The following is a 13,737-nucleotide window of genomic DNA, read 5'->3' as shown; positions in this document are numbered from 1 at the left end:
CGGCACGGTCTTCGCAAGAGCGAGACCGCGGACTCGACCTCACACAAAGTGGGTGTTACCTTCATTTAAAGGTAACACCCACTTTATGGAGGTGACATCCGTGATGGTCGACAACACTCGCTGGTGGGCACTGGCTGCGGTGACGGTGAGCGTGCTCGCCGCCGGGTTGGGCGGAACGGTCGTCGTGGTCGCCCTGCCGGTGCTGGCGCGCGAGCTCCACGCCACGCAATCCGATCTCGTCTGGTTCCAAACGATCTACCTGCTCGTCATGGCGGTCGCCGTGCTGCCGATCGGCCTCGTCGGCGACTGGATCGGCAGAAAGCGAGTCACGGTGGTTTCGTTGCTCGTCTTCGGCACCGCGTCGACGGTGTGCGCCTTCGCCACCTCCGTCGAGCAGTTCATGATCGGTCGTGTGCTGCAAGGACTTTCCGCGGCCGGAATCACCGTCATGGCAATGTCCGCCTTGATCGTCATGTTCGACGACGACGAGCGACCGAAGGCCGTCGGCATCTACCAGGCCGCCAACTTCGTGGCCCTTCCACTCGGCCCGATCCTGGGCGGATGGATGCTGTCGAAGTTCTGGTGGGGGTGGGTGTTTCTGATCAACGTGCCGGTGGTGCTGATCGCGATTGTGGCCTGTTGTCTCATCGTTCCCGAATCACGGGCCGACGAACGTCCTGGACTGGACCCCGCCGGAACCCTCGCATCGGTGGTGGGCCTGACGGTGTTCGTCTACGGACTCATCCGAGCGGGAGACGACGGCGTGACCCCGGTGGTCGCGCTCGCGCTGATCGGCGGCGTCTGCACGTTGTCGTGGTTCGTGTACTGGGAGCGGCGGCTGGGGCGCCGTCCGAACGGAAGGCCGTTGATCTCACCGTCGCTGCTCACGTCACGCACGTTCATGGGTGGTGCACTCCTCGCCGGATTGGCAGGCATGGCGATGATCGGCGTGCTGTTGACGATGCCGCAGTACTTCGAGGGAGTACAGGGCGAGGACGTCCTCACTTCCGGCATGCGCTTGTTGCCTCTCATCGTCGGGATGGTCGTCGGTTCGGCGAGTGCCGGCCCCGTGGCCCAGAGGATGGGTGCGCGTTCGACGGTCACGGTCGGATTCCTTGCTCTCGCCGCCGGACTCGCCTGGGGAGTGACGACGGGGCCCGGTTCGAGTTCGACCTACATCGGCGGATGGATGACGCTCGTGGGACTGGGTACCGGCCTCACCATGTCGGCCGCAACTGCGGTCGCCCTGTCCGGCCTGACGAAGGAACGAAGTGGAACCGAATCAGCAGTGGTCCAAGCCCTCAACAAGACCAGCGGCCCACTCGGAACCGCCGTCATGGGCAGCGTCGTCGTGGCCGTCTACCACGCGCGCCTCGACGTCTCCGGCCTCTCCGAAAGCGCTGCAGCCGCTGCGCGGAGCAGCCTCTTCGATGCACTCGCCATCGCGGACGAGAGCGGCGCGTCCGAACTTGCGGACGCTGCCGGAACCGCATTCGTCGACGGGCTGCGGGTCGCCCTGATGGTGTCCGCAACGATCGCGGTGGTCGGGGCCATCGGTGCGCGCATACTGCTTCCGAGTCGGCGGCAGCAGAACGCCATGACCGATAATCGATGAAGAGTCGAGTCCGATCGAGGGAGTTGTCCATGCCACCGCCAGCAGAGGGTGCCGCTCGAAGCCTGCGGGAACGCAAGAAGGCGAGAACCAGAGCCACGATCCAGGCCCACGCCCTGCAACTGTTTCGGCAACGTGGGTACCGCGGGACCACCATCGAACAGATCATCGACGCGGCCGAGGTCTCCGAAACCACTCTGTTTCGCTACTTCCCCACCAAGGAAGACCTCGTTCTGCGAGACGACTTCGACCCCGTCATCTTCGAGGCCCTCCTCGAACAACCGGGCGACGTCCCACCCCTCCGCGCGATCCGCGCGGCATTCCGCTCGTTCTTCGCAGGGGTCACCGCCGAGCAACGCACCGAGATGCACGAACGACTGGCCCTCGTGGTCACCGAGCCGAGTCTTCGCGCGGCCATGTTCGACCAGCACTCGCAGACGATGGAGCGGCTCGCCGACGTACTCGCCACACGCCCCGACGCCACTCGCGATCGATTTCGGGCACTCACGGTCGCCGGTGCGGCGATCGGCGCCCTGATGGCGGCGATGTCGGCACTTCGAGAAGATCCGTCTGCCGACCTACCCGAGTTGGTCGACAATGCCCTCGGCTACCTGGAGGAACTGGAATCCGGGGCGTAGCGGAAAGCACTCCATCCCAGGGCTGTCGAGCGACCACGTATCGCACTCGTATCCGAGGGTTGGCGGCATCACCGCTGCGCATCCCGCAATTCGTCGACGGCGGAAGCAGATTCGGTGACGATCTCCCGCATCGCCGCCTCGGCGGTCTCCGCGTCGCCGCCCTGCACGGCCGAGGCGACCACCCCGTGCAGGCGGATCGCCTCCGGCTCGGCAACATGGGGCATGAGCGCATGCCGGGTCCGGCCCTCGAGGATCTCCACGACGATGTCCGCCATCGCCCGGAGCATCGGGTTTCCCGAGGCCGCCAGCAGCGTGCGATGGAAATCGGAGTCATGACGCAGATACGCGTCGGTGTCCGCGGCCCGGGACGTCGACGACATCCCGATCACCGCCGACGTCAACGCACCGCACTGTTCGGGCGTCGCCCTCGCGGCCGCGAGACGCGCAGCGAGCGGCTCGATGCCCGAGCGCAGTTCACTGAGGATCGCCAATTGCTCGAACCGCTGCGGACCGGCCAACTGCCAGCGGATCACGTTCGGGTCGAGTGAGTTCCAGCAGTCTCGGCCCTGCACCGTGATACCGACCCGGCGCCGGACCACGAGCAAGCCGAGGGATTCGAGAACACGGACGACCTCGCGGACGACGGTCCGTGACACGTCGAAACGCTGGACCACGTCGTCCGCCGAGATCGTCGTCCCGGGTACGAGGATGCCGGACACGATGTCCTGGCCGAGCCGGTCCAGGATCGTGTCGTGCAGCTGGGAGGAAACTCCTGCGACGCGGTCCACCCGCTGATCGTCTCACGGACCGCCGAGCCAGGTCTCACCCAGCGAGAGCCCACAACGACAACGTGGCGCGCACGGGATACCAAGCAAGTGCTAGGTACTCACAAAAGGATGTGGCCAATGACGCTCGTGCAGACCGATCCGACCATGATGGAGACAACGCCGGACCTCCCGCGTCCGAGCGTGGCAGGACGCCTCACGCGAATCCTCGACGTCTTCGCGACCGGGCCGGAACGCATGCGTCTCGAAGACATCGCCCGCCTGACCGGACTACCGAGATCGACTACGTTCCGGCTCCTCACCCAGCTCGTCGACCTGCAGTGGATGGAACACGACACGCGGGGTTACCGGCTGGGAATGCGGCTGTTGGGCATCAGCAGGAGCGACCACTCCGAGCTGCGCGCGGCTGCCTCCGCCGTCCTCAACGAACTCCACGTCAGCACCGGGGGCGTCGCCCACCTCACCGTCCTCGAGGGCTCGTCCGTCTACTACCTGGACAAGATCGGCGGCGCGGCCAGTTCGGGCATCCCCTCACGGGTGGCCGCACGCTTGCCCGCCGAGAGCACCGTCAGCGGGCGGGCACTGCTCGCCGGCCTCGTCCCCGAGCAGGTCGACTCGCTACTCTCGATGGCTTCGGGGACCGATCGCACGGCACACCTCCCGCGGCTGCACGCGCAGCTCAACCGGGTCCGACAGCAACGCGGCATCTCGTACGTGCCCGGTGAGTCCTGCCCGATGGAGATCAGCGCGGTGGCCGCGCCCGTCCTCGGACCGCACGGGGTCGTGGGCGCGGTCTCCGTCGCCTGCCGAGGCGTCGTCGCGCTCGGCGCGGTGGCCCCCATGGTCTGGTCCGCAGCACGACAGACTTCCCAGACATTGTTCCCGCACTGGAACCCCCGTTCCCGCCGTCGAATGGTGTGCGAGTGACCCGTTCGGTGGAGACGTCGGTCGAGGTACTCACGCGGGAGACCCGACGGCCGGGGCGGTGTCGAGCCGATCGCCGAGTTCGGCGGCGACCGCGGCGGCACTACCGAGTGTGAACGCGATCTGACGCCCCCAGAGAAAGTAGCGGTGAATGGGGTAGTCGACGTCGGCACCGATCCCTCCGTGCAGGTGCTGACTCGCGTGCACCACGCGCAACCCGCCACTCGACGCCCACCATTCGGCGACCAGACTCGCCGATTCCGCCTCGGACTCGCGGCCGGAGTCCAGCAACCACGCGGCGCGCCGTGTGGTGAGCCGGATCGCCTCGGTATCGAGGTAGGCGTCCGCGGCGCGCACCGCGACAGCCTGGTTCGTCGAGAGGGGACGGCCGAACTGGATCCGCTCCGACGTGTACGCCGCGGTCCGGCGCACCGCCTCCTCGCAGACCCCCGACTGCAGTGCCGAGAGCGCCACCCTGGCCCGCCGCCGAGTCCACTCGAGGATCTCCGATCCCTCCCCCGGCAGCAGGCCGTCGGGCGGTACCTCGACGCCCTCGAACCGCACCGTCGCGGAGCTCTCGCGGCTGGTGACGTCCACCGAGGTCACGCCGACACCGATCGCGTCGACGTGCACGATCACGAACACCGTCGAGTCGTCCTCACACCGGACCGGGACGACCAGACCGTCGGCTACGGCAGCCGCGGGCACTCCGGTGAGCTGACCGTCGACGATCAGGCTCTCGCCCTGTCGCACTGCCGACAGGGCCGGTCCGCCGGCGTCCGCCACCTCCGGGACCCCGACGAGAAGCGAGGAGCCGTCGATCAGGCCGGGAAGCCATCGGGCAGTCTGCGCGGCGGTACCGAACCGCGCGATCGGGAGCGCGGCGCCTGCGAGCGCCGACCACAATGGCACCGGCGCGACGTGCCTGCCCTGTTCCTCGAGCAGAGCCACGAGGCCGAGGGTGCCCATTCCACCGCCCCCGAGTTCCTCGGGCAGCGCGATCGCCAGCAGCCCGGCATCGCCCAGCGCCCGCCACAGCGTGCGATCGAAGCCGCGCTCCCGGTTCTCCACATCTGCCACCCGGTCCACCTTCGCGAGGGCGCCGAAGATCTGCGCCGCCAGTTCCCGCACCGATTCCAGATCACCGTCGAGTTCGAAATCCACGTCAGTTCCTCGTTTCCTTCAGAGTGTCGGCGCGGCGGCGGGGGGCCAGTGTCATGCCGAGACACCTGGCCGCCACGATCTCCCGCATCACCTCGTTGGTTCCGCCGCCGAACGTGTTGTTCTGTGCGCGCCGGGCCAGGGCCTCGACCCTGCCCTCGACGATCGCGCCCGGGCTGCCCGGTCTGAGCAGACCGCGTGCCCCGAGGACTTCCTGCAGCTTGCCGTAGACGGTGACCACCGCCTCCGTGCCGAAGATCTTCGCCGCCGCCGAGTCACCGCCGCCGAGAGTGTTCGCGGCCACGTCCGCCACCAACCGCAGATTGAACAGATCGGCGGCACTGAGCAGCGCATAGACCTCGGCCAGCGTGCTACGCACCCAGGGCACGTCGTAGAGGGTGCCGGTGCCGACGGGTTCGCTTCTGGCCCAATCGAGTACCTCGTCGTACAGCTCGTTGGCGATACCGCCGCGCGCCGCGAGCGCCACGCGCTCGTGGTTGAGCTGGCTGGTGATCAGCCCCCAACCGGCGTCCAGCTCCCCGACGACATGAGTCAGCGGAACCCGGACGTTCTCGTAGTACGTCGCCGACGTACTGATGCCCCCGACGGTGCGAATCTCGGTGGCGGAGAAGCCGGGTGCGGACGTGGGAACCAGGACCACGGAGATGCCCTCGTGCCGGGACGCGTGCGGGTCGGTCCGAACCGCCAGCCACACCCAGTCGGCGTAGATACCTGCGCTGGTGAATATCTTGTTCCCGTCGACGACCAGCTCGTCGCCGTCGATCCGGGCCCGGGTCTGCAGCGACGCCAGGTCCGTCCCGGCCCCCGGCTCGGTGTAGCCGATGGCGAAGATCAGTTCACCGGCCAGGATCCGGGGGAGGAAGTACTCCTTCTGTTCCCGGGTACCGAACTTCATCAGCGCGGGCGCGACCGTGTTCAGGGTGACCAGCGACAGCGGAGCGCCGGCGCGGATCACCTCGTCGTAGAAGACGTACAGCGCTTCCGGATCCTCGCCGCGGCCGCCGTACTCCTCGGGCCAGCCGAGGCCGAGCCAGCCGTCCGCTCCCATCCGGCGCAGAATCCGGTCGAACACCGGGCCGCCCTCGGTCTGGTCCACCAGCGCCCTGCGATCGTCGTCGTCGATGATGCGGGCGAAATATTCACGCAGTTCGTTGCGTAGCCGACGTGATTCGTCGGACAGCTCGGGATACATGTCGTCTCCTGTCGATCCGGCCGAGCTCAGCGCGGCAGTTCCAGCACCCGCCGGGCCAGGACGTTGAGTTGGATTTCGATGGTTCCTCCGCCGAAAAGCACAGCGGGCAAACCGATGTGGTCGATCGTGTGGCCGCCGTCGAGAGTGGCCCCGGCCGGGCCCAGCAGGGAGACCAACGCACGAGACCCCTCGCGTTGAGCGATCGCGCTGAATACCTTCTGCACGCTGATCTCCGAGCCGACGTCGAGGCCGGACATCCGGCCCAGCACACTGCGCAGGTTCAGCGCCGCCAACGCCATCTCCCGGCCCGTACTGCGCCCGAGCACCCGGAGCACGTCGTCGCGGTCCGCCGCACAGGCACCGGACTCGACGAGCTCCCGCACCCGGAGAGCCGAGCCGTGGCTGAGCTGGGCGCCCATGCTCAGCCGCTCGTTCGACAGCGTGGTGATCGCCAGCCGCCAGCCCTCCCCGGGATCGGAGACCAGGCACGCGTCCGGGACGAACACGTCGTCGAGGAACACCTCGTTGAACTCCGCGTGCCCCGTCGCCTGCCGTAGCGGCCGGACGTCGAGTCCGGGACTGCGCATGTCCACGAGGAAGTACGAAATCCCCTCGTGTCTGGGCGCGTCCGGGTCGGTCCGGGCGAGGCAGACACCCCAGTCCGCCTCATGGGCCATCGAGTTCCAGACCTTCTGACCGGCCAGCACCCAGCCGCCGTCGACCTTGCGGGCCCGGGTGGTCAGGCCGGCCAGGTCCGAGCCGGCACCCGGCTCGGAGAACAACTGGCACCAGACGATCTCGGACCTCAGGGTCGGACCGACGAAACGCTTCTGCTGCTCCTCGGTTCCGTGCACCAGCAGGGTGGGGAGCACCCACTCGCCGATGACGGTTGTCGGCTGCTCGAGCGCACGCTCGGCGAACATGTCGGCGATCACGGCCTGTTCCTCGGGCCCGGCGCCTCGCCCGTAGGGCGCGGGATAGTGCGGGGCGACCAGTCCGGCCTCGGCCAGCCGCGCGCGCCGGGCGCCGCCGCGGGCCGGGGCCCACCCGTCGCTGCGGAGGGCATCGTCGGGAAGTTCCGCGACCTCGTCGAGCACCGCGGCAACCTCCGCCCGGAGCTCGGGGAGCGCGTGCGCGTCGACGAAGGAGAAGTCCCGGGAGCCGGCCAGCGCCGCCTCGCCGAGTCGATACGCCCAGCGGTCCTCCGCGCCCGCGACCGACGCGATGCTCAGCGCCCGACGCCAGTACAGGTGCGCGTCGTGCTCCCAGGTGAAGCCGATCCCGCCCAGCAGGGTCACGCACTCGAGTGCCACGTCGATCCCGGACGGGAGAGCGGTGAGCGCCGCCTGAGCCGCGGCCAGACGGCGTTGGTCGGCGGCCTGGTTCTCCGCACGGGCCGCGTCCCACGCAGCCGCACAGGCCAGCTCGGTGCGGACCAGCATCATGGCGGCCTTGTGCTGCACGGCCTGGAAGCTGCCCACCGGCCGGCCGAACTGCACCCGGTTGCGAACGTGCTCGACCGCAGCGTCCAGGGCCCACCCGGCGACGCCCGCGGCCTCGGCGGCGAGCAGGGTGTTGAACACCAGGTCGAGGCGGTCCGGATCGGGGGTCGGCAACAGTCGACCCGGCTCGACGACACGTCGATCGAGCCGGAGCCGCCCGATCGCCCGGGTCAGGTCGATGCCGTCGGCGACGTCCACGTCCCCGACGTCGGGGGAGAGCCGGAACCACAGCGGCATCCCGCTGTCCCGATCCGCGCGCACGATCACCTCGTCGGCGCCGGGCAGTCCGAGGACCGGCCCGCTCGTCCCGGTGACCACCCAACCGTCCCCGTCGGGGCTCGCCACGAGCCCCCCGGTGGTCACCGCCGCGCCGGTGGCTCCCTCCCCGAATCTCCCGAGCATCTGCCGGACGGGGCCCTCCGCACCGCCCTCCGGCCCCAGGGTGGTCAGAATCGCGCCGGTCAGTACCGTCGGCAGCCACGGTCCGGGCACCAGGGCCCGGCCGAGCTGCTCGGCGACGACCGCCAGGTCGAGCAGCCCGCCGTCGGCGCCACCGTGCTCCTCGGGCAGATGCATCGCGTGTAATCCCTGCCGGACCAGGTGATCCCAGATGTCGGGGCGCTTTCCGGTGGCGAGCTCGTCGAAGCCTTCCCTGGTCTTCTCGGTCGGTGCGTGTCGCCGGGCGAGGCCGGAGACCGAGTCGGCGAGGGCACGATGGTGGTCGTCGAGTGCAACAGGCATCAGCAGCGCTCCACGATCATGCAGGTGGTGGCGGCCGAGGCGCAGATCGCGATCATGGCGACCTCTCGGTCGCGTCGCTCCAGCTCGTCCACGGCGGTCGCGAGCAGCCGGATGCCGGTGGCGCCTGCGGGATGACCGAGTGCGATCGCGCCGCCGTTGACATTGAGCGTGCCGGGATCGACGCCGTGGACCTGCGCGAACGACAGGGGGACCGAGGCGAATGCCTCGTTCACCTCGAACAGGTCCACGTCGCCGACCTTCATGCCGGTGCGGTCGAACAGCTTCCGAGCCGCCGCGACGGGACCGTCCAGCATCAGCTCGGTGTCACCACCGATCACGCACTGGCCGAGCAGCCGGGCACGCGGAGCCACACCCAGCGTGCGGGCACGATCTTCCGTCATCAATACCGCGGCGGCCGCCCCGTCGGAGATCTGGGAGGACGTGCCCGCCGTGTGCAGACCGCCGTCGGCGGTGGGCCGGAGCCGGGCGAGCGCCTCCATGCCGGTCTCCCGCAGTCCTTGATCGCGGGTCACCCTCGTGTCGCCGCCCTCTCTCGGCACCGTCACGGCAATCATCTGGCGGTCGAAACGCCCCTCTTCCCAGGCTGTCCGAGCGCGATCCTGAGACCGGAGCCCGAATGCATCGAGGTCCTCGCGGGTGAGGCCGCGGTGGCGCGCGATCCGGTCGGCGGCGGTGTACTGGTCCGGCATGTCCACACTCCAGGAAGCCGGTCGGGGAGTGCCGAGACCGACACCGACCTTCGCGGTCAGCGGCACCCGGGACATCAGCTCCACGCCACAGGCCATGCCGACCTCGAGAGCGCCCAGCGCAATCTGGCCCGCCACCAGGTGGACCGCCTGCAGCGCAGTGCCACACTGGGCATCGATGGTGGTCGCCCCGGTGTGTGTCGGCAGGCCGGCATGCACCCACGCGGTGCGGGTGATGTTGCCGAACTGTTCACCCACCGGCGTCACGCACCCGCCGATGGCCTGTTCGACGAGTTCGGGGTCGAGGTCGAGCCGCTCGAGCACCCCGCTCTGCGCGAGCCCCAGGAGCTCGGCGGCGTGCAGGCCGGAGACCCACCCTTCGCGTTTGCCGAACGGGGTCCGTGCGGCGTCGACGATCACCGGGGTCGTGCCACGGGCTTCGGTCCGAGAACGAGAGGACACGGCACTCACTTCCACTTCGCAGCGAAGTCGTCGATGGCCGCGCCGATGCGGGCCACCTCGTCGTCGGTCAGGCCGTGGCTCATACCGAGGGTCATGCCCCGTTCGAACACGGCGTCCGCTTCCGGTAGCCCTTCCTCGGGGGCACCGAACTCGATGCCTGCCATCATCGGATGGCGAGTGATGTTGCCACTCCACACTGTTCGGGTGTCGATGCCCCGGGATTCGAGGAACTCCTGGAGATCGCTGCGAGAGAACGGGGCTTCGGCGGCCACCATCACGGGGTAGCAGAGCCACGCGGTGTCGAGGCCCTCGGTCTCGACCGGCGTGGTGAAGAACTCCGGGTGCGCCGCATAGGCCGCGGTGTAGGCGGCGAACGTCTTCTTGCGTCGCTCGAAGTTCCGCTCCAGCTTGTCGAGTTGCACCACTCCGTAGGCGGCGCCGAGCTCCGACGGCTCGAAGTTCCACGGCAGCAGATCGAAGATGAAGTCGTTGTCGTAGTCGACACCGTCGAGATCCTCGCGGAAGACCCGGCCCGAACCGTTGCCGAACAGGTTCGGTTCCGAGCGGCGACCCCAACGGCGCAGCAGCAGAGCGCGATCGCGGGCGTCCTCGTCGTCCATCATCACCATGCCGCCGGTGCCGGCGCAGGTGATGATGTGCGCCATCGAAAAGCTCGTCACGCTCAGGTCGGCGCGCGCACCGGTGGGGGTCCCGCGCAGAGTGGCGCCGAGGGTGTCGCACGTGTCCTCGACGACCTTCAGCCCGTGCCGGTCCGCCACCTCCCGGATGGCGTCCCAGTCGGGACAGTTTCCCGCCAGGTTGGGAATCAGGAGGGCGCCGGTCTTCTCGGTGACCATCGCCTCGATCTTCGCGACGTCGATATTGAAAGTACCCGGCTCGACGTCCACGAAGACGGGAACGAGACCCGCGCGGACGATCGGCGCGACGTCGGTGGAGAAGGTCAGCGGTGAGGTGATGACCTCGGTTCCGGGAGCCAGTCCGAGCAGTTCGACGGCGAGGTAGAGGCCCGAGGACCCGGAGTTGCACATCACCCCGAACCGCTTGCCGGACAACTCGGGCACCCGGCGCTCGAGCTCGAAGACGTTCTTTCCGATGCGCAGGCCCTGGTGGCCGCTGCGGAGGACGCCGAGCACGGCGTCGATCTCTTCTTCGCCGTGAGTGGCACGGGCGTAGGTGATGCGTTCGGTCATGTTCCCGTTGCTTTCTGTGGGGTCACGTCGTCGTCAGTGGTCGGCGGAGAGCACGATTGCGCTGTGCGGCACCGGGGAACCCCCGGTCACGAGCACGTGGCCGAGGTTCCCGGCAGGCTGGTTGACCGAACTTCCCCGAATCAACCGGACGCCCTCGGCGATTCCGTTGACACCGTGGATGTACCCCTCGCCGAGTTGTCCGCCGTGGGTGTTGATCGGCAGCCGGCCGTCGAGTTCGAGGTTGCCGTCCGCGATGAAATCCTTGGCCTCACCGCGGCCGCAGAAGCCGTACTCCTCCAACTGCAGCAAGACCATCGGCGTGAACGCGTCGTAGAGCACGGCGGCGTCGATGTCGTCGGGACCGATCCCGGCCTGGGCCCAGAGCTGTCGGGCGACCAGGTCGACCTCGGGCATCTCGTCGATGTCGTCGCGGTAGTAGCTGCTCATCGAGATCTGCTGGGGGCCGACTCCCTGTGCCGCGGCGGAGATGATCGCCGGCGGATGCGGCAGGTCCCGGGCGCGTTCGGCACTGACGATGACCAGCGCCTGACCGCCGTCGCTCTCCTGGCAGCAGTCGAGCAGACGCAACGGGTCCGCGATGAGCTTCGAGTTCTGGTGGTCGTCGAGGGTGATCGGACGCCCGTGGAACCACGCCTTCGGGTTGGTCGCCGCGTGCTTGCGGGAGAGAACGGAGATCTGCCCGAAGTCGGCGCTGGTGGCTCCGTACTTGTGCATGTAGCGCCGCGCCAGGAAAGCCTCCTGCTGCGCGGGCGTGAGCAGCCCGTAGGGGTTGATCCAGTTCCGATACTCCTGGTCGGTGTTCGCGGTGTACGCGAACGGCGGCGGACCGGAACCGAACCGGTGGCCCGAGCGCTCGTTGAAAGCGCGGTACACCACGACGACGTCCGCGACGCCGCCGGCCACGGCGAGGGCAGCCTGCTGCACCGGGGCGCAGGCGCCGCCACCGCCGTGCGGGATTCGGCTGAAGAACCTGAGCTCGGGGATACCGAGAGCGCGGGCGACAGCGATCTCCGGGTTGGTCTCCATCGTGAACAGCGCGAACCCGTCGACCTCTTCGACACCGATCTGCGCGTCCTCCAGTGCGGCGAGGACGCTCTCGCACGCCAGCTGCCACTCGCTGCGGCCGGAGTTCTTGGAGAACTCCGTGGCGCCGATCCCGGCAATGGCCGCCACCCCGGACAGCTCCCGGCCGGTCACCGCCACGCTCCCGCGTACGGGCCCACGGTCACCGAGGCCGTCACGTGCACTCCACGGTCGTTGCGTCCGAGGACCTCGAGCGTGACGACGTCGCCGTCGACCGCGGTGACCTCACCGGTCATCCGCATGGTGTCGCCGGGGAAGTTCGGCACCCCCAGCCGTAGCGCGGTCCGCCGGATCCGCGACGCGGGCCCGGCCCAATCGGTGACGAACCGGTCCACGAATCCGTTGGTCGAGTTGATGCTCATGAAGATGTCCGGCGTCCCGCGCCCCTGCGCAGCCCCCGGATCGTGGTGGACGTCCTCGAAGTCCTGCGAGGCGAGCGCGGCGGCCACGATCGTGCTGCGATCGATGACGAGGTCCAGCTCGGGCAGCGACGTTCCTACTCTGCACTGTGGCAACATCATTCGACTCCGATCGTGGGTGGGCGCAGTTGGGGGAGAACTTCGCCGTGCGCGTGCTCGACGAAGCAGACCTCGAGTTCCGTGCCGGGCTCGAGCCGGTCGTGGTCGACACCGGCGATGTCGGCGACGATCCTGATTCCCTCCTCGAGATCGACCAGGCCGACGGCGAGGGGGTACTCGAATGCCGGATCCTGGGGATGGTGGATCACGGTCCAGCTGTGCAGGACGGCCTTCCGGGTGGACTCGACGGTGTCCCAGGCGAAGGAGCAGCAAGCCGGGCAGGCCGGGCCCGGGGGATGCCGCAGCGTGCCGCAATCGCTACATCGCTGGATCACCAGGCGTCCGTCTCTCGCTGCAGCGAACCAGAATTCGTTGTCCTGAGTGACGATCAACGGGGGTACGGCGGTCATCGGCGCGCCTCCCCGGCCGTGCTCGGATCGAACCGGAGCAGCCGGAACCGCTCCTCCACGAGCAACTCACCGTTCTGGTTCTCGTAGCGCTTGTGCAGGGTGAGGAAGCGACCGTCCCCGAGCCCGGTGCGTTTGACCGGAGAGATCGACTCGATCGTGATACGTGCGGTGACGTGGTCGCCCGGCACCAGCTCACGGTGATAGTCCTGCTCGACGTCGGTGGCGACGACCGAGGTGAACCCGCTCTCGTCCAGCATCGCCAGCAGCCGGGAGTACGCCGAATCCTCGGTGCGTCCCTCGGCGCGGAGCCGGTGCACCTCGCGCCAACGTCGGTAGCCGGCCATCACCCAGGTCGAGATCATCGCCGGGGGGCAGATCACCTGTGCGCGTCCGGTCTCCCGGGCGGCCCGGGCGTCGACGTAGACCGGGTTGTCGTCCTCGTGGGCCTCGACCCAATTGCGGATCATCGCCTCGTTGACCGGATACCTCGACACCCGCGGCGGCTCCGCCTCCAGACCGTGAAACTGATCGAACTGCCGATCCAGTGTGTGCATGGTTTCGGCCACCTTTCCTCGGCGAGCAGTGATTTCGCCACGGTAGGTCGATCGATGCGGCCGCGGGCATCCACTCCCGTTGAGTTGGAACGGAATGCGATCTCGGATCCCCGATCGCCCACCAGTCCCACTGAGCGGTCAGGAGCCCGGCTCGTCGGACGTCCTTTGCCACACTCGGCGAGACCTGGACAGCCA

Annotated in this window: 13 protein-coding genes; 3 read left to right on the top strand and 10 right to left on the bottom strand. The window is 68.6% G+C overall.

Features of this window, described 5'->3' with window-relative positions; genetic code table 11:
• Window positions 1–103 precede the first annotated feature (103 nt).
• Window positions 104–1,615 (top strand): MFS transporter, encoded by a 1,512-nt coding sequence (locus tag G4H71_RS10555; RefSeq protein ID WP_072738825.1) that lies wholly within the window; start codon window positions 104–106, stop codon window positions 1,613–1,615.
• A gap of 29 nt (window positions 1,616–1,644) precedes the next feature.
• On the top strand, window positions 1,645–2,250 hold the full coding sequence (locus G4H71_RS10550; RefSeq protein ID WP_072738826.1) for a TetR/AcrR family transcriptional regulator: 606 nt from the start codon (window positions 1,645–1,647) through the stop codon (window positions 2,248–2,250).
• A 68-nt stretch (window positions 2,251–2,318) separates the two neighbouring features.
• Here G4H71_RS10550 and G4H71_RS10545 read toward each other — a convergent pair whose 3' ends face one another.
• Entirely contained in the window at window positions 2,319–3,038 is a 720-nt protein-coding gene (locus G4H71_RS10545) for a FadR/GntR family transcriptional regulator (RefSeq protein WP_072738827.1), read from the bottom strand.
• A 117-nt stretch (window positions 3,039–3,155) separates the two neighbouring features.
• Between G4H71_RS10545 and G4H71_RS10540 the strand changes: the two genes are divergently transcribed.
• Window positions 3,156–3,962 carry an IclR family transcriptional regulator gene (locus tag G4H71_RS10540; protein WP_083343281.1) on the top strand — a complete coding sequence of 269 codons (807 nt, stop codon included), beginning with the start codon at window positions 3,156–3,158 and terminating at the stop codon, window positions 3,960–3,962.
• A gap of 30 nt (window positions 3,963–3,992) precedes the next feature.
• On the opposite strand, the gene G4H71_RS10535 is transcribed toward G4H71_RS10540, so the two are convergent.
• The 9 genes from G4H71_RS10535 to G4H71_RS10495 are packed head-to-tail and all read right to left on the bottom strand — an operon-like array spanning window position 3,993 to window position 13,542.
• Window positions 3,993–5,123, bottom strand: a complete 1,131-nt coding sequence (locus G4H71_RS10535; RefSeq protein WP_072738828.1) for an acyl-CoA dehydrogenase family protein — start codon at window positions 5,121–5,123, stop codon at window positions 3,993–3,995.
• A gap of 1 nt (window position 5,124) precedes the next feature.
• Window positions 5,125–6,333, bottom strand: coding sequence for an acyl-CoA dehydrogenase family protein (locus G4H71_RS10530; protein ID WP_072738829.1), 1,209 nt, complete (start codon window positions 6,331–6,333; stop codon window positions 5,125–5,127).
• A 26-nt stretch (window positions 6,334–6,359) separates the two neighbouring features.
• A complete protein-coding gene (locus tag G4H71_RS10525) occupies window positions 6,360–8,576 on the bottom strand; it encodes an acyl-CoA dehydrogenase family protein (RefSeq protein WP_072738830.1) in 2,217 nt (738 codons plus the stop codon).
• On the bottom strand, window positions 8,576–9,745 hold the full coding sequence (locus G4H71_RS10520; RefSeq protein WP_072738891.1) for a steroid 3-ketoacyl-CoA thiolase: 1,170 nt from the start codon (window positions 9,743–9,745) through the stop codon (window positions 8,576–8,578). Before G4H71_RS10520 ends, G4H71_RS10525 begins: the two co-directional genes overlap by 1 nt.
• Window positions 9,746–9,750: 5 nt before the next feature.
• Window positions 9,751–10,956, bottom strand: coding sequence for a DegT/DnrJ/EryC1/StrS family aminotransferase (locus G4H71_RS10515; protein ID WP_072738831.1), 1,206 nt, complete (start codon window positions 10,954–10,956; stop codon window positions 9,751–9,753).
• A 33-nt stretch (window positions 10,957–10,989) separates the two neighbouring features.
• Entirely contained in the window at window positions 10,990–12,174 is a 1,185-nt protein-coding gene (locus G4H71_RS10510) for a lipid-transfer protein (RefSeq protein WP_072738892.1), read from the bottom strand.
• Window positions 12,171–12,581, bottom strand: coding sequence for a hotdog family protein (locus G4H71_RS10505; protein ID WP_072738832.1), 411 nt, complete (start codon window positions 12,579–12,581; stop codon window positions 12,171–12,173). The genes G4H71_RS10510 and G4H71_RS10505 overlap by 4 nt, the downstream gene beginning before the upstream one ends.
• Entirely contained in the window at window positions 12,578–12,988 is a 411-nt protein-coding gene (locus G4H71_RS10500) for a Zn-ribbon domain-containing OB-fold protein (protein WP_072738833.1), read from the bottom strand. The genes G4H71_RS10505 and G4H71_RS10500 overlap by 4 nt, the downstream gene beginning before the upstream one ends.
• The gene (locus tag G4H71_RS10495; protein ID WP_072738893.1) at window positions 12,985–13,542 is read right to left on the bottom strand and encodes an FAS1-like dehydratase domain-containing protein; all 558 of its coding nucleotides are present in this window, start codon (window positions 13,540–13,542) and stop codon (window positions 12,985–12,987) included. Before G4H71_RS10495 ends, G4H71_RS10500 begins: the two co-directional genes overlap by 4 nt.
• Between the last annotated feature and the right edge of the window lie 195 nt (window positions 13,543–13,737).

It is taken from the genome of Rhodococcus triatomae (assembly GCF_014217785.1).
GTDB lineage: Bacteria > Actinomycetota > Actinomycetes > Mycobacteriales > Mycobacteriaceae > Rhodococcus_F > Rhodococcus_F triatomae.
This window is presented reverse-complemented; position numbering and strand designations above follow the sequence as displayed.